The organism is Aeromonas sp. S13(2024) (assembly GCF_041402405.1).
Taxonomy (GTDB): Bacteria; Pseudomonadota; Gammaproteobacteria; order Enterobacterales; family Aeromonadaceae; genus Aeromonas; species Aeromonas veronii.
In genome coordinates this window covers 1-21278 of sequence record NZ_JBGLRA010000014.1, presented here as the reverse complement: position 1 = coordinate 21278, position 21278 = coordinate 1, and the positions used below count along the sequence as shown (strand labels likewise).

General features: G+C 61.5%; 22 protein-coding genes. 11 read left to right on the top strand and 11 right to left on the bottom strand.

The features are described 5' to 3' along the window. Nucleotides 1-49: 49 nt before the first annotated feature. Nucleotides 50-664, bottom strand: a complete 615-nt coding sequence (locus ACB042_RS16625; RefSeq protein ID WP_042079938.1) for a TetR/AcrR family transcriptional regulator — start codon at nt 662-664, stop codon at nt 50-52. Nucleotides 665-865: 201 nt separating this feature from the next. Between ACB042_RS16625 and hpt the strand changes: the two genes are divergently transcribed. From hpt to ACB042_RS16585, 8 genes are all read left to right on the top strand, one after another. After that, complete coding sequence (gene hpt, locus ACB042_RS16620) at nt 866-1396, top strand: hypoxanthine phosphoribosyltransferase (protein WP_005335618.1); 531 nt, start codon at nt 866-868, stop codon at nt 1394-1396. A gap of 111 nt (nt 1397-1507) precedes the next feature. Beyond that, nucleotides 1508-2425: an ABC transporter ATP-binding protein gene (locus ACB042_RS16615; protein ID WP_042052377.1), complete on the top strand. Its 918-nt coding sequence runs from the start codon at nt 1508-1510 to the stop codon at nt 2423-2425. Next, complete coding sequence (locus tag ACB042_RS16610) at nt 2422-3195, top strand: ABC transporter permease (protein ID WP_005362866.1); 774 nt, start codon at nt 2422-2424, stop codon at nt 3193-3195. Before ACB042_RS16615 ends, ACB042_RS16610 begins: the two co-directional genes overlap by 4 nt. 226 nt (nt 3196-3421) lie before the next feature. Continuing rightward, nucleotides 3422-4573, top strand: coding sequence for a double-cubane-cluster-containing anaerobic reductase (locus tag ACB042_RS16605; RefSeq protein ID WP_371178750.1), 1152 nt, complete (start codon nt 3422-3424; stop codon nt 4571-4573). Between the two features lie 9 nt (nt 4574-4582). After that, on the top strand, nt 4583-5365 hold the full coding sequence (locus ACB042_RS16600; protein ID WP_371178749.1) for an acyl-CoA dehydratase activase: 783 nt from the start codon (nt 4583-4585) through the stop codon (nt 5363-5365). Then, entirely contained in the window at nt 5362-5670 is a 309-nt protein-coding gene (locus ACB042_RS16595; RefSeq protein WP_279505869.1) for a DUF3343 domain-containing protein, read from the top strand. Before ACB042_RS16600 ends, ACB042_RS16595 begins: the two co-directional genes overlap by 4 nt. Then, nucleotides 5667-6104 (top strand): MauE/DoxX family redox-associated membrane protein, encoded by a 438-nt coding sequence (locus ACB042_RS16590; protein WP_371178748.1) that lies wholly within the window; start codon nt 5667-5669, stop codon nt 6102-6104. Before ACB042_RS16595 ends, ACB042_RS16590 begins: the two co-directional genes overlap by 4 nt. A 4-nt stretch (nt 6105-6108) precedes the next feature. Further along, a complete protein-coding gene (locus ACB042_RS16585; RefSeq protein ID WP_047437813.1) occupies nt 6109-6636 on the top strand; it encodes a rhodanese-like domain-containing protein in 528 nt (175 codons plus the stop codon). Between the two features lie 83 nt (nt 6637-6719). On the opposite strand, the gene ACB042_RS16580 is transcribed toward ACB042_RS16585, so the two are convergent. The 10 genes from ACB042_RS16580 to thpR all read right to left on the bottom strand — a co-directional run bounded on the left by ACB042_RS16580 (nt 6720) and on the right by thpR (nt 15667). After that, nucleotides 6720-8087, bottom strand: coding sequence for a cation:dicarboxylate symporter family transporter (locus ACB042_RS16580; RefSeq protein ID WP_371178747.1), 1368 nt, complete (start codon nt 8085-8087; stop codon nt 6720-6722). A gap of 149 nt (nt 8088-8236) precedes the next feature. Further along, nucleotides 8237-8587 (bottom strand): putative quinol monooxygenase, encoded by a 351-nt coding sequence (locus tag ACB042_RS16575; protein ID WP_005354654.1) that lies wholly within the window; start codon nt 8585-8587, stop codon nt 8237-8239. A gap of 24 nt (nt 8588-8611) precedes the next feature. Further along, nucleotides 8612-9469, bottom strand: coding sequence for a pantoate--beta-alanine ligase (gene panC, locus ACB042_RS16570; protein ID WP_371178746.1), 858 nt, complete (start codon nt 9467-9469; stop codon nt 8612-8614). 201 nt (nt 9470-9670) lie between these two features. After that, nucleotides 9671-10465 (bottom strand): 3-methyl-2-oxobutanoate hydroxymethyltransferase, encoded by a 795-nt coding sequence (gene panB / locus ACB042_RS16565; protein ID WP_005335640.1) that lies wholly within the window; start codon nt 10463-10465, stop codon nt 9671-9673. Next, nucleotides 10462-10971, bottom strand: a complete 510-nt coding sequence (folK, locus tag ACB042_RS16560) for a 2-amino-4-hydroxy-6-hydroxymethyldihydropteridine diphosphokinase (RefSeq protein ID WP_113739794.1) — start codon at nt 10969-10971, stop codon at nt 10462-10464. Before folK ends, panB begins: the two co-directional genes overlap by 4 nt. A gap of 11 nt (nt 10972-10982) precedes the next feature. Further along, nucleotides 10983-12449 (bottom strand): polynucleotide adenylyltransferase PcnB, encoded by a 1467-nt coding sequence (pcnB, locus tag ACB042_RS16555; RefSeq protein ID WP_005335642.1) that lies wholly within the window; start codon nt 12447-12449, stop codon nt 10983-10985. A gap of 346 nt (nt 12450-12795) precedes the next feature. Then, on the bottom strand, nt 12796-13704 hold the full coding sequence (gene gluQRS / locus ACB042_RS16550; RefSeq protein ID WP_113739795.1) for a tRNA glutamyl-Q(34) synthetase GluQRS: 909 nt from the start codon (nt 13702-13704) through the stop codon (nt 12796-12798). 111 nt (nt 13705-13815) lie between these two features. Further along, nucleotides 13816-14265, bottom strand: coding sequence for an RNA polymerase-binding protein DksA (gene dksA, locus ACB042_RS16545; RefSeq protein ID WP_005335644.1), 450 nt, complete (start codon nt 14263-14265; stop codon nt 13816-13818). Nucleotides 14266-14384: 119 nt separating this feature from the next. Further along, a complete protein-coding gene (sfsA, locus tag ACB042_RS16540; RefSeq protein ID WP_019444756.1) occupies nt 14385-15128 on the bottom strand; it encodes a DNA/RNA nuclease SfsA in 744 nt (247 codons plus the stop codon). Further along, nucleotides 15125-15667, bottom strand: a complete 543-nt coding sequence (thpR, locus tag ACB042_RS16535) for an RNA 2',3'-cyclic phosphodiesterase (RefSeq protein ID WP_064335479.1) — start codon at nt 15665-15667, stop codon at nt 15125-15127. The genes sfsA and thpR overlap by 4 nt, the downstream gene beginning before the upstream one ends. 178 nt (nt 15668-15845) lie before the next feature. Between thpR and hrpB the strand changes: the two genes are divergently transcribed. The 3 genes from hrpB (at nt 15846) to ACB042_RS16520 (ending at nt 21145) form a co-directional block, all read left to right on the top strand. Continuing rightward, nucleotides 15846-18293 carry an ATP-dependent helicase HrpB gene (hrpB, locus tag ACB042_RS16530; protein ID WP_371178744.1) on the top strand — a complete coding sequence of 816 codons (2448 nt, stop codon included), beginning with the start codon at nt 15846-15848 and terminating at the stop codon, nt 18291-18293. 73 nt (nt 18294-18366) lie between these two features. After that, nucleotides 18367-20685, top strand: a complete 2319-nt coding sequence (gene mrcB / locus ACB042_RS16525) for a penicillin-binding protein 1B (RefSeq protein WP_371178743.1) — start codon at nt 18367-18369, stop codon at nt 20683-20685. Between the two features lie 58 nt (nt 20686-20743). Continuing rightward, nucleotides 20744-21145 carry a VOC family protein gene (locus tag ACB042_RS16520; RefSeq protein ID WP_139443326.1) on the top strand — a complete coding sequence of 134 codons (402 nt, stop codon included), beginning with the start codon at nt 20744-20746 and terminating at the stop codon, nt 21143-21145. The last annotated feature ends 133 nt before the right edge of the window (nt 21146-21278 follow it).

Here is a 21278-nt window from a genome sequence, read left to right as displayed (position 1 = left end):
AAAAAACGGCGCCACTCAATGAGTGACGCCGTTTTTTCGTTAAGTCGTGTTAGCGAGCCTGAATTGGCGCCGTCACGTACTTGAACAGGAAATCAGTCACCTCTTGGCGCGCCGGGCGCTGAGGTTGATTGATCATCTGCATCATCACATAGCCAAAACCGGTCAAAGAGCGGGCCAGATCCTGTGCTGACAGCACGCTGGTGATCTCCCCTGCATCCATGGCGGTTTGCAGCTCGCTGGCGATCAGCTCAAGGCAGTGATCGAGCAGCCGGGTATAGCGGGGCCATACCTCTTCCCGAACCGATGAGCTCCACTCCAGCCAGATACCGGCATAATCCGGTTGATCGTAGGCGGCATCGACAGAGAGGCGTACATGACGCTGGATCTTGTCGAAAATGGAGCCCTGGTCACCGTATGCCTGCGACAGCATCTGGTTCACAAAGCGTTCGATCTCGGCTAGCACCTCATCTACCAACTCCTCGCGGGTGTTGAAATAGTTGAAGACGGTAGCCACAGAGACCTTGGCCTGTTCGGCTATCTCGGCGTGACCTGCACGGCCAATGCCGCGACGGGAGAACACCTCGATGGCACATTCCATCAATTGGGAGCGACGAGCTTCCGGCGACAGCCGGGTACGACGTCTTATTTCTGCGCGTGGTTCCATAGTTTTTATCATCTAATAGTTATTGATTATGGTGTTTATAGTATTTTAACTAATCATGCCTGAGTGCCTGCTAACTCTATCAATTAAAATAAGCCGATAAAAGCACCACGTATCTCTAGCACCCTTCAACATGAGTGGTAGAATCATCGGTTTTGATATTCATGAACGGCCAAATCCCCTTTGGCCTTATGGGAGTAAGTGATGAAACACACCGTCGAGGTGATGATCTCCGAGGCTGAAGTAGCCGCCCGGATCGCCAAATTGGGTGAAGAGATCACCGCCCGCTATCAGGGTTCTGACGAAGTCGTGATGATTGCGCTGCTGCGCGGTTCCTGCATCTTCCTGGCCGACCTCTGCCGCCAGTGCCAGCTGCCCATCACCCTGGACTTCATGACCGCCTCCAGCTACGGCTCCGGCATGCACAGCACCCGTGACGTCCGCATCCTCAAAGACCTGGACGACGACATCAAGGGCAAGGATGTGGTGATCGTGGAAGACATCATCGACACCGGTTACACCCTCAACAAGGTGCGCGAGATCCTCTCCCTGCGCGAGCCGAAATCCCTGGCCATCTGCACCCTGCTGGACAAACCCTCCCGCCGCGAAGTGCAGGTGCCGGTCGACTGGATTGGCTTCGCCATTCCGGACGAATTCGTGGTCGGCTGTGGCATCGACTACGCCCAGAAGTACCGCAACCTGCCGTTTATCGGCAAAGTGGTACCCCAGGAGTAAGCCAGGTTCAGGAATATCACGGGTGAAGCGGCCTTGCGCCCTTTACTCTGTGCAGGCGGCCTTGGCCGCCTTTTCTGTATCGAGCCGGATTCAACCATCACAGAGGTTGCAATGAACGCACTGGAAATCAGCGGCCTGAAAAAGACCTATCAGGGGGGCGTTGAAGCCCTTAAAGGCATCGATCTTACCGTCAGGCAGGGGGATTTCTTCGCCCTGCTCGGCCCGAACGGCGCGGGCAAATCCACCACCATCGGCGTCATCAGCTCGCTGGTGAACAAGAGCGCCGGCAAGGTGAAGGTGTTTGGCTACGACATCGACAGCGATCTCGAACAGGCCAAGGCCCAGCTCGGGCTGGTGCCGCAGGAGTTCAACTTCAGCCAGTTCGAGAAGGTGATCCAGATTGTCACCCATCAGGCCGGTTTCTACGGCGTGCCCAAGGCGGAAGCCAAGATCCGCGCCGAGAAGTACCTGCGCCAGCTCGATCTGTGGGAGAAGCGCGACATGCCTGCCCGCACCCTCTCCGGCGGCATGAAGCGCCGCCTGATGATCGCCCGCGCCCTGATGCACGAGCCCAAGCTGCTGATCCTCGATGAACCGACCGCCGGGGTCGATATCGAGATCCGCCGCTCCATGTGGACCTTCCTCAAGGATCTCAACGAGCAGGGCGTCACCATTATTCTCACCACCCACTATCTGGAAGAGGCCGAAATGCTCTGCCGCAACATCGGCATCATCGACAAGGGTCGGCTGATCGAGAACACCAGCATGAAGAATCTGCTGGGCAAGCTGGGTCGCGAGACCTTCCTGCTCGACCTTGCGCCAGGTTCTGCCGTACCCGAGGTGCCGGAGTTCAACGGCCGGATGCAGGATGAACGTACCCTTGAGGTGGATCTCGACAAGAGCCAGTCACTCAACAGCCTGTTCGAGCAGTTGTCGAAGCAGCAGGTGCAGGTCGTGAGCATGCGCAACAAGGCCAACCGGCTGGAAGAGCTGTTCGTCAATCTGGTCGAAGAGGGGAGAAAAGCATGAATCTGGCCATCTACTACATCGCCTTCAAGAGCATTCTGGCCAAGGAGGTGAGCCGCTTCACCCGGATCTGGATCCAGACCCTGGTGCCACCGGCCATCACCATGAGCCTCTACTTCGTCATCTTCGGCAACCTGATCGGTTCGCGCATCGGTGACATGGGCGGTTTCACCTACATGGAGTTCATCGTGCCCGGCCTCATCATGATGTCGGTGATCACCAACTCCTACTCCAACGTCGCCTCCTCCTTCTTCAGCGCCAAGTTCCAGCGCAATATCGAGGAGATGCTGGTGGCGCCGGTGCCCAACTACGTCATCATCGCCGGTTACGTGGGCGGAGGCGTGGCACGCGGCCTCTGTGTCGGCCTTATCGTCACCCTGGTGTCGCTGTTCTTCGTGCCGCTGCAGATCCACCACCTGTTCAGCGTCTGCGTGACCGTGCTGCTGACCGCCATCCTCTTCTCGCTGGGTGGCCTTATCAACGCGGTGTTTGCCAAGACCTTCGACGACATCAGCATCATCCCCACCTTCGTGCTGACGCCGCTCACCTATCTGGGCGGGGTGTTCTACTCCATCAGCCTGCTGCCCCCCTTCTGGCAGGGTGTTTCCCAGGTGAACCCCATCATCTACATGGTGAACGCGTTCCGTTACGGTTTCCTCGGTATCTCCGACGTGCCACTCGGCACCGCCTACCTCATCATCATCGGCTTTATCGTGGCCCTCTACGGTATCGCCTGGTGGCTTATCTCCCGTGGCACCGGCCTGCGCCACTAATGACCAGAACGGGCACCTCGCGGTGCCCGTTTTTTATTCCCCCTCTAGCCCCTCCAACCTGCTAGCCCCCTTCTCAATAACCTGCCTGTCATTAAGGATTTACCTGACACCTTGTGATCCACCGCAATTTTCGAATTACCCCCAAAGGTATAATTCTCGCGGTTGGATGTGCCGTCACGGATGGCACCTCCGTCTCTTCATTTCTCTCATCAGGGCAGGATCGCCTATGTCACTTATCACCGAGTTGCCAGCCATTTTCGATAGTTTTTCAGATGCCCGTCGTCAGGGCTTTCTGGCTGTAATGGCACTCAAGGAGCGACAGATCCCCCTAGTAGGCACCTACTGCACCTTTATGCCGCAAGAGGTGGCGATGGCCGCTGGCGCCGTGGTGGTATCGCTCTGCTCAACCAGCGACGAGACCATCGAGGAGGCCGAGAAAGACCTGCCTCGCAACCTCTGCCCGCTAATCAAGAGCAGCTACGGTTTTGGCAAGACCGACAAGTGCCCCTACTTCTACTTCTCCGATCTGGTGGTGGGGGAAACCACCTGCGACGGCAAGAAGAAGATGTACGAGTACATGGCCGAGTTCAAACCGGTGCATGTGATGCAGTTGCCCAACCGCGCCGATGACGAAGCCTCCCGCAACCTGTGGCGCAGCGAAATCGTCCGCTTCAAGGAGTTGCTGGAGCAGCAGTTCGGCAAGCCCATCAGCGAGCAGGCATTGCGAGACGCCATCGTGCTGAAAAACCGCGAGCGCCGCGCGCTGGCCGATTTCTACCGGCTGGGCCAGCTCAATCCGCCGGCACTCAGCGGTACCGACCTGCTCAAGGTGGTCTATGGTGCCACCTTCCGCTTCGACAAGGAGCAGCTCATCAGCGAGCTGCAGGAGATGACCCGCCGCATCAAGGTAGAGTATGCCGAGGGCAAGCGGCTCGATGCCCGCCCGCGCATCCTCATCACCGGCTGCCCCATCGGCGGCGCGGCCGACAAGGTGGTGCGCCTTATCGAGGAGCACGGCGGCTGGGTGGTGGGTTACGAGAACTGCACCGGCGCCAAGGCAACCGAGCAGAGCGTCAGCGAAGAGGGCGACCCGTTCGATGCGCTGACCGACAAGTATCTGGCCATCGGCTGCTCCTGCATCTCCCCCAACCACCAGCGCATGAATCTGCTGAGCCAGATGGTGGAGGAGTATCAGGCGGACGGAGTGATCGATGTGATCCTGCAGGCTTGCCACACCTATGCGGTGGAGTCGCTCGCCATCAAGCGCCATGTGCGCGAACGCCACGGCATCCCCTACATGGCAGTCGAGACCGACTACTCCAGCGCCGACAAGGGACAACTGGCCACCCGGCTGGCCGCCTTTATCGAGATGCTGTAAGGAGGCGCCGTGTCACTCTCCATCGGGATTGACTCGGGCTCCACCGCGACCAAGGGGATCCTGTTCGACAGCCGGGATGGCGGGCGTATCGTCCGCCGTTTTCTGGTGCCGACCCCCTTTCGTCCGCTGGCTGCCATCGAGCAAGGCTGGGAGGAGCTCTCGGCCGATTTGCCAGAGCGCCCCCACCTGACCCTGACCGGCTATGGCCGGGATCTGGCGTCGTTCGCCGATCGCCGGGTTACCGAGATCTCCTGCCACGGGCTGGGGGCTCGCCTGCTCTGCCCGTCGGTACACACCGTCATCGACATCGGCGGGCAGGACAGCAAGGTGATCCAGCTCGATAGCGACGGCAACCTCACCGATTTTCTGATGAACGACAAGTGCGCCGCCGGCACCGGTCGCTTTCTCGAGGTGATCACCCGCACTCTGGGAGCTCGGGTAGAGCAGCTTGACAAACTGCTGCAAGGGGCCGAGCCCCACGTCATCAGCAGCATGTGTACCGTGTTTGCCGAATCGGAGGCGATCAGCCTGCGCTCGGCGGGCATTCCGGCCGAGTCAATCCTAGCCGGTATCGTCCGCTCCATGGCCCGGCGCAGTGCCAACTTTATCGGCCGCCTCGGCGCCCGACCGAGCGTACTCTTTACCGGCGGCGTCAGCCACTGCGCCACCTTCCGCCACTATCTGGCCGAAGGGTTGGGCTGCGAAGTGGCCACCCACCCGGATGCCCAGTTTGCCGGTGCGCTGGGGGCTGCCCTGTTCGGCGCGCGCGCCAGCACAGGAGGCAAATCATGAATCAGGAGTTTCTCTACCTGTTCCACTCTACCCTCGGCACGGTCAGACTGCGCAAGCGGCTGGAGCAGCACGGTCAGTCGTTTCGGGTCTGCGATGTGCCGCGCCTGCTCAGCGCCGGCTGTGGCCTCGCCATTCGCCTCCACTGCCCGCCAGATGAGTGGCAACAGTGGTGTCAGAACGGTGAAACCGCCGCCGTCTTTCGCTGCGAAGCGGACGGCGACTATCAGGAGCTGGCCCGCTATCCGGCCGATAGTCAGGACATGGCGAAGCAAACGCCTGTGGCTGGCAGTCGGAGTCATGGATGATAAAGATCTATCCCATGGCCGTTTATCTGCGCATGCTGGCCAATCTGGTACTGGGGGGATTCTTCCTCGCCTCCGCCGGGTTCAAGCTGGCCTCCCCCGCCCTGTTCATCGATCAGATCGGCGCCTTTGGCCTGATCTGGCCGTCACTGATCCCGTTCGCGGCCTGGGGGCTGATCGCGCTGGAGCTCTGCACAGGGCTTGCGGTCATCGCCAACCGGCGCTGGGGATTGTGGCTGGTGATCGGGCTGCTCGCCCTGTTTATTCCGGTGTTGGGCTATGGCGTTGCCATCGGGCTCGACATCTCTTGCGGCTGTCTGGGCAGGGCTGACCTCAGCTCATTGCCGGAGGCCATTGTGCGGGATCTGCTGCTACTGACGCTTGCGGGCGCCCTGCTGCGAACTTCCCGCCCCGTTTTTCCCGTTCTAAAGGAGTAGTGACATGATGACATTGCGATCCCGCACCCTGCTGGCCTCGCTGATCGCCGCCAGCTTTGCCCTCGGCGGCTGTGGCGATAACCAGTTCGAGCAGGAGGTGAAGCTGGAGCAGTCGGCGGTGCAGTTGGCACAGGAGGCGCAGCAGGGGGGCTATCAGCTGCTGACCGTGGCCGAGCTGAAGACCCGGATGGACAAGGGTGAGGAGCTGGTGATCATCGACACCATGCCCTATGAGGACTCCTACAAGAAAGAGCACATCCCGGGCGCCAAGAACTTTGTCTTCGTGAAGGAGGCCAAGTCCGGCGACAACTGGAGCGAGATCGTCGAGGGAAGCGGCACGGCGGAACAGTTCCAGGCACTGTTGGGTGAAGACAAGTCCCGTCCTGTGGTGATCTACTGCGGCTTCGTCAAGTGCGGCCGCAGCCACAACGCAGCCGCCTGGGCGGTGACTCAGGGCTATCAGCAGGTCTATCGGGTGCCGGGCGGCATCTTCGCCTGGAAAGGCGCCGGTTACCCCGTCTCTGCCGAGTAACCGCGTCTGCCCACAAGGCAACACAGCCGATATGAAAGAAGCCCGCAACTGCGGGCTTCTTTCATATTACGTGGCACTCAGGGTTAGCTGGCGGCCTGCTCCTGCGGCTGCTCCGCTTGGGCCAGCTGTTGCTTGCCCAGCAACCGCTTGGTGATCATCGCCGCCATGATGGAGCCGTTGACGTTGAGAGCTGTGCGGCCCATATCCACCAGTGGCTCGATGGCGATCATCACCCCCACCAGCGCGATGGGGAAGTTTAGGGTGGAGAGCACGATCAGCGCGGCGAAGGTGCCGCCACCGCCGACGCCGGCCACCCCGATGGAGCCCAGCGCAATCACCGGCAGCAGAGTCAGCAGGAACAGGGGATCAAACGGGTTGATACCGAGCATGGGAGCAATCATCGCCACCATCATGGCCGGATAGATGCCGGCGCAGCCGTTCTGGCCGAGGTTGGCACCGAACGAGGCGGCAAAGTTGGCGATGCTGGCGGGCACCCCAAGGCGCTGCTGGGTCTCGATGCTGAGGGGGATGGAGGCGGCGCTGCTGCGGGAGACAAAAGCGAAGGTGAGCACACCCCACACTTCCCGCAGATAGTGCAGCGGGTTCTGGCCGATCAGCAGCAGGATCACCATGTGTACCGCAAACATCGCCAGAATGGCGACGTAGCAGACCAGAATAAAGCCGAGCAAGCTGAGGATCTCGCTCAGCGGATAGTGGGCCACCACCCGGGCGATCAGCGCCATCACGCCATAAGGGGTGAGCGCAATCACCACCCGCACCATCTTCATCACCCACAACTGCAGGGTGTCGATGGCCACGGCGGCGCGGGCACCCGCCTGCGGATGCTCCGCCTTCAACTGCAGCAGGGCAACCCCGGCCAGCACGGTAAAGATCACCACCCCGATCACCGAGAGACCGCGGCTACCCGCCATATCGGCGGCAAAGTTGGTGGGCACCAGCGAGAGCAGCAGGGCCGGCAGAGTCTGGGCACTGTCGATGGTGCTCATGCTCTGTTGCAGCGCAGCGCTGTCACTACCGTGGCTCAACAGCCCCTCGGCAGTGAGACCGCTCAGATGGGTCACCGTCATCCCCACTACACCGGCGATCATCACCAGGGTCAGCATGGAGCCGATCAGCACGGCGCTGATCTTGCCGAGGGACTGGGCCTGCTCCAGCTTGTTAATGGCGGAGAGGATGGAGGTAAACACCAGCGGCATCATCATCACCTTGAGCAGGCTGACATAGCCACCGCCGATGATATTGACCCACTCCAGGGTCTGCTGAACGCCGGCATCATCAGCGCCCCAGCCCAGTTGCAGCGCCAGTCCGAACAGGGCGCCAAGCAGCAGACCCGCAAGCACCTTGCGCGAGAGCGGCAACCCGGTGGGTAACCGGGTGAGAGCAAAACAGAGCAGACAGAAAACAAGCGATGCAATAAGGACAAACATCATAAATACCTGTAGCGGCCATCAGGCCGAAAGTGGATAGAAACGAAGGGAAATGCGGGCTGGGCCGCAGAACAAAACGCCGGAATGCAGGAGAGTGCAGGCGTGAAAAAGCAGCGGACGCCCGAGGGGGCGTCCGCTGGCAATCGGGGGAATTACTTCTTTACGGGGGCGTCGTACTGTTCGGGTTCGTCGCTATAGACGCAGACATTCCACTTCGCGGCCAAACCATCTTCCGCCAGACAGTAACGCTCGAAGAACGCCTTGATTTCGGCGCGCTGGCAGTGGGCTTCAAAGGCCGCCATATCTTGCCAAATCTCGTTGAATACGATGGGGAAACTCTCCCCCTCGGCAAACGGACTCGCGATGTGGCGGGTCACCCGATATTGCAGGCAACCATCCTCACGCAGGGTATTGGGCTCGAGCGCCTGCAGCACCTGAAACAGGGCCTGCTCCTGACCGGGTTTGGGCAGGAATTGGGCAATGCAGTAAACCTTCTTGGACATGGGGTCCTCCTGGTTGTGGCGGGCTCAGGCTTGCTGCAGCGTGACCACTTGATTGTCGATAAGGCGGGCCTTGCCAAGATAAGCGGCCATCAGGATCACCAGCTGCGCGCTCTCGTCAGTGGCGGATCCGAGGGTGGCGGCATCGACGATGTCGATGGCATCGGTACGAAAACCGGCGTTGTCGAGGCGTTGGCTGGCCTGCGCCACCAAGGAGGGCAGGTGGTGGTCACCCGCTTCAATCTGCTCGGCGATCCAGTTCATGGTGCGCGCCAGCTCGGGGGCAATGGCCCGCTCGGCGGCAGTCAGGTAGCCGTTACGCGAAGAGAGCGCCAGCCCGTCTTCGGCCCGCACGGTGGGCACGCCGACAATCTCGATGGGCATCGCCATGTCGGCCACCATCTTTCGAATAAGCGCCAACTGCTGGTAATCCTTCTGGCCAAAGCAGGCCACATCCGGCTGTACCAGATTGAACAGCTTGGTGACGACGGTACTGACCCCGCGGAAGTGACCCGGACGCAGCGCCCCCTCCAGCAGATTGGAGAGACCCGGCACCTCGACGAAGGTTTGGCTCGCCAGCCCCTGCGGATACATGATCTCCGCCGTCGGGGTGAATACCATGTCGACGCCAGCCACTTCCAGCGCGGCGCAATCCTGCTCCAGAGTGCGCGGGTAGTTGGCAAGATCCTCGGCCTTGTCGAACTGCATCGGGTTGACGAAGATGCTGACCACCACTTTCTCGGCATGGCTGTGCGCCTCTTTCACCAGCGTCAGGTGGCCCTGATGCAGATTGCCCATGGTGGGCACGAATGCGATGGCACGCCCTTCACGGCGCCATTGGCTGATCTGCTCACGCAGAACGACGGGATTATTTACGACCAACATCAGCAGTTCACCTTCCGATAAATCAAAAAGAGAGACGGGTTGCATCCACCGGTAGCGCTCGGGCGGGATGGGGCACGAACATGGCTATCAGCAGTTCACCTTTAGATGAATCAATAAGATACGGATTAGCTATACGGATTAACTGTGCGAGGCTGAGAAGCAGAGACGGGGGCCGCAGCCCCCATCATGCAACCGCCAGGATCAGTTGAAGCAGTGCTCCGGGCCGGGGAAGCTCCCCTCGCTCACCTGCTGCACATAGAGGCGGATGGCGGCACGCACATCGCCGGTCTCGGCCAGGAAGTTCTTGGTGAACTTGGGCACATAGCCGGAGGTGACGCCAAAGGCATCGTGCATCACCAAAATCTGACCGTCGGTCGCGGGGCCGGCACCAATGCCGATCACCGGGATGCGAAGCGCCTTGGTGATGCGCTCGGCCAACGCAGTGGGCACACACTCGAGCACCAGCAGCTGGATACCGGCCGCTTGCAGTTCGAGGGCCTGACGGTAAATTTCCTGGGCCTGAAACTCATCGCGCCCCTGCACCTTGAAGCCACCAAAGACATGAACGGATTGCGGAGTGAGGCCGAGGTGACCGCACACCGGCACCCCGTTGCGGGTAAGGTGGCGGATGGAGTCACAGAGCCAGTCGCCCCCTTCCATCTTCACCATGCGGGCACCGGCCGCCATCAGGCGGGCAGCGTTCTGGTAAGTCTGCTCGGGGGTGGCGTAGCTCATGAACGGCATGTCGGCGACCACCAGTGCTTTGCTGGCACCGCGCGCCACACAGCGGGTGTGATAGACCATCTCATCCATGTTGACCGCCAGGGTATCCTGGCCCCCTTGCAGCACCATGCCCAGTGAATCGCCGATGAGCAGCACGTGGGCCCCCTCGTCGTCGAACAGCTTGGCAAAGGTGGCATCATAGGCGGTGATGGCGGTGAACTTTTGACCCTCCTGCTTCATCTTCAGCAGGCTGGCGGTGGTGATCTTGCTCATAGAGGCTCCTGTACGTCTGCACGCAGAGCAATGATGGCCAAATCATTGTGCGGGCAGCGGGCAACCAGTCGGGCGAGCGGGGTGCCGCAGGGCAGCACCAGAGCAGGCGCAATTTCGGCAAGGGGCAGCAGCACGAACTCCCGCTCCTTCATGCCGTAGTGGGGTACGATCAGGCGCTCATGGTTGATCACCTGATCCCCATAGAGCAGCAGATCGAGATCCAGAGTTCTCGGCCCCCACCGCTCATCTTTGCGCACACGTCCCTGTTCCAGCTCGATTTTTTGTAATTGATCCAGCAGCGCAAGGGGCGCGAGCCGGGTATTGAGCCGGGCCACGGCATTGACGTAGTCCGGTTGGTCAGCAGGCCCCATGGGGCGGCTGCTGTAAAACGACGAGGCCTCCACCAGCACAGATTCCGGCAACCTTGCCAACGCGGCAACGGCGCGACGAGCCTGACCCAGCGGATCAGACAGGTTGGAACCAATGGCGATGAAGACCTCGGTCATCACGTCTGTTGTCACTCGGCCACTTTCGGTTTGCGGCGACGGGGGCGACGGCGGTTGCGGCTGTTGCTGCTGCGCTTCTCGCCATCGTGGCTGCGAGCCTCGCCGCGCTCACCGCTTGCCGGGCGACGGGTCGCTTCACGCTGCAGTTGCGGGCGCACATCCGGATTGGAGGCAACATAGCGCTCCCACCAGCTGGCCAGCTCGCCGAGACCGCGCTCGACCCGGTTGCGCAGCAACAGGAAGTCGAACGCCGCGCGGAACTTAGGATGCTCCATGGCGCGCTCGGGGTGCTTGCCCTGACGACGGGTCAGACGCTGTTGCAGTGCCCAGATGTCGCGGACATCTGTGGTGAAACGGCGGGGAACGGCGATGATCCGCACCTGATTGTCCAGCACCTCGTTGATCGCCAGCATGAAGGCGTCATACCAGGGCAGGCCGCTCTCGTTCTCCAGCACCCGACCACGGGCCTCGACGCAGCCCCACAGCAGGGTGGCGTAGAGGAAGGCGGGGGTGACGCGCTTATCTTCACGAACGCGGGTGTCGGTGTCGATCAGTGCCTGCTCGATAAACTGCTCGTAGGGCGAGTTGCCGTGCGGGGTAAACAGCGCAGCCACTTGTGGGAAGAGCTGTTGGAACAGGCCATACTCACGCAGCAGCTTGTAGGTCGCCAGACCGTCGCCAGCCAGGAACAGCTTGAGGGTCTCCTCAAACAGGCGGGCTGCAGGGATGTCTTGCAGCAGAGGCGCCAGCTCCTTGATGGGGGCAGCGGTACGCGGACTGATGGTCATATCCAGCTTGGCGGCGAAGCGCACGGCGCGCAGCATCCGCACCGGATCTTCACGATAACGGGTCTCGGGATCGCCGATCAGCTCAAGCTTGCGCTCGGCCAGATCTTCCAGACCCCCTTCGAAATCGTGCAGGGTGAAATCTTTGGCGCTGTAGTAGAGGGCGTTGACGGTAAAGTCGCGGCGCTCGGCATCCTCTTCGATGGTGCCGTAGACGTTGTCGCGCAGCAGCATGCCTTCATCAGACTGGGCCGACACATGTTTGCTGGTATTGACCTGATGGTGGTGACCCCGGAAGGTGGCCACTTCGATCACGTCACGACCAAAGACAATGTGGGCCAGGCGGAAACGACGGCCAATCAGGCGGCAGTTGCTGAACAGCGCCTTGATCTGCTCCGGCGTCGCATCGGTTGCGATGTCGAAATCCTTGGGCGTCTTCCCGAGCAGCAGATCCCGGACTCCGCCGCCGACCAGGTAGGCTTCGTAGCCGCCCTTGTTCAGGCGATAGAGCACCTTGAGTGCATTCTCGCTGATCTCTTTGCGCGAAATAGGGTGCTGATCACGGCTTAAGGTACGACGTTGACCGGCGACACGGGCTGGAATGGGGGATTCCACCGACTGCTCGCCGTCTTCCTTGCCGAGCACCTTGCGGCAAAAGTTTGCGATCTGGGAAAAAATGGTACACCTCTTCATGACTTCTAAATTGACGGGAGGCCAAAAAATAGCGGCCTATCATAGCTCACGCCTAACCAAATGAAAAACCGTGCTGACAATTGATCCCGCATGAAACCGTCTGCCAGCGAAAATAGCGGTCAATCTGCACATAGCTCAGGCCTGCACAAATGAAAAACCATGTGGCTACTTCAGCTCATTTGAATCAAACCGAGCCAAAAAATAGCGGTCTAACTGCGCATAGCTCACGCCTGACCAAATGAAAAACCGTGCTGACAATTGATCCCGTTTGAAACGGATCATCCCGATAAAATCACAATCAACAGCGGCAATTTACGCTCAATCAAACAAAAATCACCTGGTCGACTCAGCAATCCGCGAGCGGGATCTTCTCGCTGGCGGGCACCCGTTCGAGCAGCCAGTTGGCGATGCCCCACCGGATGATCTCGTCGATCCGGCTTGCCATCAGCTCGGGCGGCGGGCACTGGCCGAGGAAGTGCAGTGCCTGCCACAGGGCCGGTCGCACCTCATCAAGCGCCAGTGCCGGCGCATGGTTCTGCTTGGAGAGCTTGTTGCCATCTGCCAGCACCGCCAGCGGCAGGTGCACCCAGTCGGGCACCGGAGCCCCCAGGGTCTGATAAAGGGCAATCTGGCGCACCGTGGGCTCCAGCAGATCGGCGCCGCGCACTATCTCGGTGATACCGCTGTCCATATCATCCACCACCACCGCCAGGTTGTAGGCGTAGAGCCCGTCGCGGCGACGGATAATAAAATCCTCCTCGGCGAGCGCCGCCGGGACCGCGATATGGCCCTGCAAACGATCGTCGAAGTGGTAGACCGGATGGTGCTGGCGCAGCCGGGCGGCGCAACCTTCGGCCGCAAGCCCGAGGGTGCGGCAGTGGCCGCTGTAGAGACCGCCCGCGGCCATGATTTCGCGCCGGGTGCAGCGGCACCAGTAGAGGTCCCCCGCCCGATAGAGCTGGTCGATGATCTCGTCATAACGGCCGTGGCGCACGCTCTGGAACATCACCTCCCCATCCCACTCGAGGCCATATGCCTCAAGGGTCTTGAGGATCAGGGCCGCAGCCCCCGCCATCTCCCGCGGCGGATCGATATCCTCGATGCGCACCAGCCAGCGTCCCTGCTGCGCTCTGGCCTGCAAAAAGCTGCCGAGGGCGGCGATCAGCGAACCGAAATGAAGCGGGCCTGAGGGTGAGGGGGCAAAGCGGCCGACATAGGGACGTGCAAAGGGTGAGGACGGGGGATTCACTGGCATGACTGTTCGGGTAAGCGATTCATTGAGGCTGCATTCTGGGGCGCGACCGCCAAAAGCTCAATAAAAAAGGGAGCCCGCGAGCTCCCTTTTTCATATACCAGAGGGTCGGGATCAACCGGCCATCTGTTTTTCCTTGATCTCGGCCAGCGTCTTGCAATCGACACAGAGGTCGGCAGTCGGACGGGCTTCCAGACGACGGATACCGATCTCGATACCGCAGTGTTCGCAGTAACCGAAATCATCGTCTTCAAGCAGCTGCAAGGTCTTCTCGATCTTCTTGATCAGCTTGCGTTCACGGTCGCGGGTACGCAGTTCAAGAGCGAACTCTTCTTCTTGCGCGGCACGATCCACGGGATCCGGGAAGTTGGCAGCCTCGTCTTTCATATGGTCGACGGTACGATCAACTTCCTGCATCAGTTGGTTGCGCCAGGCACCCAGGATCTTGCGAAAATGCGCCTTTTGTTGGTCATTCATGTACTCCTCACCCGGCTTTTCCTGGTAAGGCGCGACACCCGCAATGGCCAGGGGGCCCAGAGATTTCCTGTTTTCGCCTGTTGGCATGCCCTGTCTCCTAATTCAGCACGCTACCCGTGCCATCCATAAATTGAGGGCGACATCTATAGCAGAAGGGTAACGGGTAAGCAAACGAGCCGTACCAATAATGTTACCCACTCCAATATTTATGCACTCCCCTCGGGTAACAGGTGACCAGATTCAAACGGGATAAACCCTTGAGCCACCATGCCTTGCACCCCAACATGGGGCCGATAGCATAAAATTTCAACCCCCGCCGCGATTGCCTGCTCAATTAGCAGACTATAGTGCGGATCTATATGGGTTGCAGGGCGCATCCGGCTTATTCCGGAGTGCAACACCATAAAGAGCAGCACTGCCCTGTGGCCCGCCGCTTTCATCGCCATCAACTCGCGCAAATGCTTGGCACCACGGGCGGTGACCGCATCGGGGAAGTAGCCCATGCCAGCCTCCTCCCGCTCGTCGAGCAGGGTGACCGATTTTACCTCGATGTAACAATTGCCCTTCTCGTCATCTTCCAGCAACAGATCGATGCGACTGTTCTCTTCGCCATACTTCACCTCGGTGCGCAACCGGCTGTAACCCGCCAGCGGAGCAATGGCCTCCTGCTCGATCAGCTCCCGGGCAATCTGGTTGGCGCGCGCCGTGTTGACGCAGATAAAGTGGCCCGCCGGGCTCTCGGCGATCTCCCAGCTGTTGGGCAGCTTGCGCTTGGGGTTATCGGAGGTGGAGTACCAGACCCGGGTGCCCGGATCGGCACAACCGGTCATGGCACCGGTATTGGCGCAGTGGATAGTGATGACCTCGCCGTTATCGAGTTGCACATCGGTCAGAAAGCGCTTGTAGCGGGCCACCAGCTGGCCCGATTGCAGGGGGGGATCAAAGATCACGGGTTAGCCCTCCGCGCATCTTCTTTTACCCGGGCACGCAGCGGCCAGCAGGCAAGCGGCTCATAGCGCACCCCGTCCGGAGTCGAGATGGATTGATAGAGGCAGAACTCATCTGCCTGCAGCAGAAAATTTGGGGCAGGCAGGATGGCAGGCGCCTCACCCGCCTTGCGCGACAGGGTGACATGGGGGCGATAACCCTGCTCGCCATTGCCAAGACGCAACTTCTCACCGTGGCGTCGCAGCGCCTTTGCCAGCACGGTCAGCTCGTTGGGCCACTCCTTCGGGCCAATCCAGGCAGCCTTGGCCCGGCTGAACCAGCCGGTCTCATCCAGCCTGATGGAGAGCGGCGGACAGTGCTGACGCTCCACGGCGGCGATCAGGCGGCGGGTGGTCAACTCGTCCGCCTCCCCCAGAAAGGCGAGGGTCAGGTGGAGGTTGGCTTGCGGCACCGGCTGACCGGGCCAGGGCAGCTGATCGCGCCAGGCGATGAGCTCGGGGGCGAGCTCCTTGACGGGCAGGGCAAAGAAGAGTTTGGCCATGTGGTGATAATGCCTTTTTCACGCTCATTGGATGAGCCCATTCTATGGCAGCCATCCGGCCATGTCTCGCCAGCCTCCCGCCCGAGTGGCCATCGCCTCACATCCACTCACGGTGGCGCGGGTGGCTGTGGCAGAATAGGCGCCGTTTTACCGGTTGCTACAGAAGGTGCTCATCGCTTTGTCCCAGCTCCCCATCGTTTCGGTATTGCCCGAACTCTTTGCCGCCCTCGACAGCCACACCAGCGTGATCCTGCAGGCGCCACCCGGCGCGGGCAAATCGACCCTGCTGCCGCTGGAGCTGGTGCGTCAGAACCGGCTGCCCGGCCGCATCATCATGCTGGAACCAAGGCGCCTGGCTGCGCGCAATATCGCCACGTTTCTGGCCCGTCAGCTGGGGGAGAAGGTGGGCGAGCGCATCGGCCTGCGGGTGCGTGGCGAGAGCCGCACCAGCGCAGCGACCCGGCTCGAGATCGTCACCGAAGGGGTGCTGACCCGGATGTTACAGCAAGACCCGGAGCTGACTGGCGTCTCGCTGGTGATCTTCGATGAGTTCCACGAACGCAGTCTGCACGCCGATACCGCGCTGGCCTTCGCCATCGAGAGCCAGCAGGGATTGCGCGATGACCTCAAGCTCCTGGTGATGTCCGCAACCCTGGATGGCATGGCACTCGAGACCTTGCTGCCGGATGCCCCAGTGGTTCGCTCCGAGGGGCGTGGTTTTCCCATCGACTATCACTACCGCCCCGCCAATCGCCAGCAGTGGCTGGAGCCGCAGGTCGGTGCCGTGGTGCTCGAAGCGCTGGCCGCCCACCGCGGCAGCCTGCTGGTCTTTCTGCCGGGACAGGGTGAGATCGAGCGACTGGCGCAATGGTTGGCAGACAAACTGCCGGACGACATGACCCTCGCCCCCCTCTACGGCCGCCTCGACATGGCGGCGCAGCAGGCAGCCATCGAACCGGCACCTGCGGGCCACCGTAAGCTGGTGCTCACCACCAATGTGGCGGAGACCTCCCTCACCATCGAGGGGATCTCGGTGGTGATCGACAGTGGGCTGGAACGACGGGCCTCCTATGATCTGAAAAGCGGTGTCACCCGACTGGAAACACGCCAGATAGCCAAATCCTCCGCCACCCAGCGGGCAGGCCGTGCTGGCCGTCTCGGCCCCGGCGTCTGCTACCGGCTCTGGAGCAGCGAGGTGCAGGAGCGGCTCGCCGAGCAGAGCCCGCCAGATATTCTCACTCAGGAGCTGACCGGCCTGCTGCTGGATGCCGCCCAGTGGGGGGCAAAAGTGGAAGATCTGCCGCTGCTCGACATGCCGCCGCCGGCGGCCGTCGCCAGCTCCCAGCGGCTGCTGGTGGCCCTCGGCGCCATGAAGCCGGAGGGTGAGCAACAACTTACCCCGGCTGGTCGTGCCATGGCGGCCTTCGGTACCCATCCCCGTCTCGCCCGCATGCTGCTGCGCGCCCGCGAGCTGGAAGCTGAAGGTCTGACAGGGATTGTCGCCGATGCCGCATATCTGGTGGCGTTGCAGGAAGAAGATCTGCGAGGATCGGAGCGCCTCTCTGTGCTGTTCCACCGCCGTCAAAACGCCCTGCGCCAGGGCGCGGCCCGCTGGTTTGAACGGCTTGGCGTACGCCCTGCCACTGCGCAGGGTCAGTGGCTGGGGCTACTCTGCGCCCTCGCCTGGCCGGATCGCATCGGCAAACTGCGCAGCGGCAGTCGCTATCAACTCAGTGGTGGGGTGAGCTGCGATCTGGTAGAAGGTCATCCCTGTCAGGGACAAGGGGCCCTTATCGCCATCGAGATGGGGCAGAACGATCGCGGTAGCCGCATCTTTATCGTCGAACCGGTCGATCTTGACGAGCTGGTACGCCTGCTGCCGGAACTGGTAAGCGAACGACAGTGGTTCGACTGGGATGAACGGGAAGAGCGGGTGCGCGCCGAACGCCAGCAGGTGATCGGCGAGCTGGTGCTGAGCCAGCGACCGCTGACCGAACTCTCTGACGAGCAGAAAGGACGCTGCCTGCTGCAAGGCATTCGCCGCAAGGGGCTGCATGTGCTGCCGTGGGACGAGAGCAGCGAAGGGGTGCTGGCCCGTCTGCGCTGCGCCCGTGAGTGGCTGCCTGATGAGGAGTGGCCAGCCATGGATGACGACAGCCTGCTGGCCACCCTCGAACAGTGGTTGCTGCCAGCGGTGAGCGGCATGACCCGGCTGGAGCAGCTGAAGAGGCTCAATATGAGCGACATCCTGCGCCAATCCCTGCCCTGGCCGTTGCCCAAACGGCTCGACGAGGCGCTGCCAAGCCACTTTGCGGCACCGACCGGCAGCCGGGTGCGGATCCGCTATCAACCGGGGCAGGCACCGGTGATCCCGGTGCGCATTCAGGAGATGTTCGGTCAAGGTTCGACCCCCTGCGTGGCCGATGGCCGGGTGCCGCTGGTGGTGGAGCTGCTCTCCCCCGCCCAGCGACCGCTGCAGATCACCGCCGATCTGGCTGCCTTCTGGGCAGGCTCTTACGAGCAGGTGAAAAAAGAGATGAAGGGGCGCTATCCCCGCCACTACTGGCCGGATAATCCGCTGGAAGCGATGCCGACCAAAGTCACCAAAAAGAAGATGGGCATCTAGGTTCGATGGGTTAATCCCGCTCGAACGTTCGCGAATGCGACATAACAAGTAGAAAGGAAAGCAAAGAGGATTTATGGCAACCCAACGACGCAAGCGTGCCCTCAAGAAGGCAGCGCCCAAACGCACCATCTGGCGCAAGCTGTTCTGGCTTGGCTTCAAGCTCTCCCTGGTGGTTGCGGCCTTTATGGTGGTGTTTGGCATCTACCTCGATACCAAGGTGCGCGAGCGCTTCGATGGCGAGAAGTGGCAGCTGCCGGTGATGGTCTACAGCCGCCCGCTGGAGCTCTACCCCAGCCAGCGCCTGTCGCGGGACCAGATGCTGCGCGAGCTCAACATGCTGAGCTACAAGCAGGTGCGCCAGCCTCACACGCCGGGTGAATACACCATCAACGGCAACCGCATCGAGCTGATTCGCCGTCCGTTCGAGTTCTATGATGGCGCCGACGGTGCCCGTGGCCTGCGCCTCACCTTCAACGGCCCGCGCCTTGAGGGGATCCAGTCGCTGGAGAACCAGCGCCAGCTCGGTTACGCCCAGATGGACCCGGTGCTGCTCGATCGCCTCAATACCGAAGATCGGGAAGATCGCCTGCTGGTGCGTATCGCCGAAGTGCCCGACAGCCTGCTGGTGACCCTGCTCACCACCGAAGATCGCGACTTCTACCAGCATGGCGGCGTCTCGCCGGTGGCCATCATGCGCGCCATGTTCGCCAACCTGATCGCGGGTCGTACCGTGCAGGGGGGCAGTACCCTGACCCAGCAGCTGGCCAAGAACTTCTTTCTGACCCGTGAGCGCAGCCTGTGGCGAAAACTGCAGGAAGCCTACATGGCGGTGCTGATCGACTATCGCTACAGCAAGGACGAGATCATGGAGTCCTACCTCAACGAGGTCTATCTGGGGCAGAACTTCTCGCAAGGGGTCTACGGTTTCGGCCTCGCCTCCTACTTCTACTTCGGCATTCCGGTCAACGAGCTGGATATCGATCAGGTCGCCCTGCTGGTCGGTCTGGTGAAAGGCCCCTCCTATTACGATCCATGGCGCTTCCCGGAGCGGGCCAAGACCCGCCGTGATCTGGTGCTGAAGCTGCTGATGGATCACGGCAGCCTGACCCAGGCCGAGTATGAACTGGCCAGCCGCCAACCCCTCGGCATCATCGCCCGTGGCCAGATGAGTTATGGCCGCACCCCGGCCTTTATGGGACTGCTCAAGCGAGAGATCCAGAGCCGCTTCGGCGCCGATCTGCTCAAGCAGTCCGGCCTCAAGATCTTCACCAGTCTCGACCCCATCGCCCAGCACGCGGCCGAGCGGGCGGTCGAATCGGGCCTCGCCGATATAGAAAAGCTGCGCGGCAAGAAGAAGCTGGAGGCGGCCATGGTGGTCTCCGACTGGCATAAGGGCGAAGTCGTCGCGCTGGTGGGTGGCCGCGATCCCCGCTACGCCGGGTTCAACCGGGCGCTGGATGCCCGCCGCCAGATCGGCTCGCTAGTGAAACCGGCGGTCTACCTCACCGGTCTCTCCAACGGCCTGACCCTGGCGACCCCACTCAAAGATCAGCCGATCCGTATTCGCGGTCAGGATGGCCAGGTCTGGACACCGCAAAACTACGATCGCAAGTTCCGCCAGAGCGTGCCGCTGATGGATGCGCTGGCCAGCTCCCTCAACGTGCCGACCGTCAATCTGGGTCTGCAAGTGGGGCTGGAGAAGGTAGTCGACACCCTGCACAAGCTGGGAGTCCAGCAGGAGATCCAGCCCTACCCGTCGCTGGTGCTGGGGGCGGTGGCCCTCTCCCCGCTGGAGGTGAACCAGATGTATCTTCCCATCGCCAATCAGGGACTGACCCAGCCGCTGTCGGCCATTCGCGCCGTGGTGAACGGGGATGGCAGCCTGCTCTATCAGCATGATCAGACCGCCAAGCGGGTCACCGACCAGCAAGCAAGCTGGCTGACCCTGTTCGCCATGACCAAGACGGTGAGTCAGGGCACAGCCCGCGCGCTCAGTGCCAAGTTCCCCGGCGCCACCATGGCGGCCAAGACAGGTACCACCAACGAGCTGCGCGACTCCTGGTTTGCCGGGATGGACAACAACGAACTGGTCAGTATCTGGGTCGGTCGCGACGACAACACCCCGGCGGGCTTGACCGGTGCCAGCGGTGCCCTGCAGCTCTTTAGCGGCTACATGAGCCAGCGCGGCGTCAACAGTCTGGGACTGAAGATGCCGGAAGGGGTGACCTGGGCCAACTTCTCCCGCGCCAGCGGCACCCGCGTCACCAGCGACTGCCCGGGCAGCCTGCAGGTGCCGGCCAAAGCCTCCACCATGGGCTCCCCGGCCGGTTGCGCCAGCAGTGCGACGCCACGCAGTGCGCTGGATGACTGGTTCGGCGGTTTCTTCAACTAGATCTACGACACGGGCAGCGCAGGCTGCCCGTTCACTATGCTGCTGACAAGGAAACACCATGACCTTTCCGCTGTTTGAGGCCATCCACCATGTGGCCATCATCGCCAGCGATTACCCACGCTCGCGCCACTTCTACCACGAGGTGCTGGGGCTGCCCATCATCGCCGAGACCCTGCGCGAGGCGCGCCAGTCGTGGAAACTGGATCTGGCCCTGCCGGACGGCAGCCAGCTGGAGCTGTTCAGCTTCCCCTCGCCTCCCGAGCGCCCCTCCCGCCCCGAGGCGTGCGGCCTGCGCCATCTCGCCTTTCGGGTCAGCGACCTTGACCGGGTCATCGCCCACCTACTGACCCATCGGGTCGAGGTAGAGCCGGTACGGGTGGACGAGCTGACCGGCAAACGCTTTACCTTCTTCGCCGACCCCGACGGCCTGCCGCTGGAGCTCTACGAAGCGCCGCGCTGAGCCTGAGTCGGTCAAGCAGTCGGTGTCTAGTCCTGAAATAGGTTTACACATTTTCAACTAGCATTTCTCTACTCAGAACCCCCTATGTACCGCATCGGGGGTTCTGTATTTCAACGCATGATGCGGCCGCTCC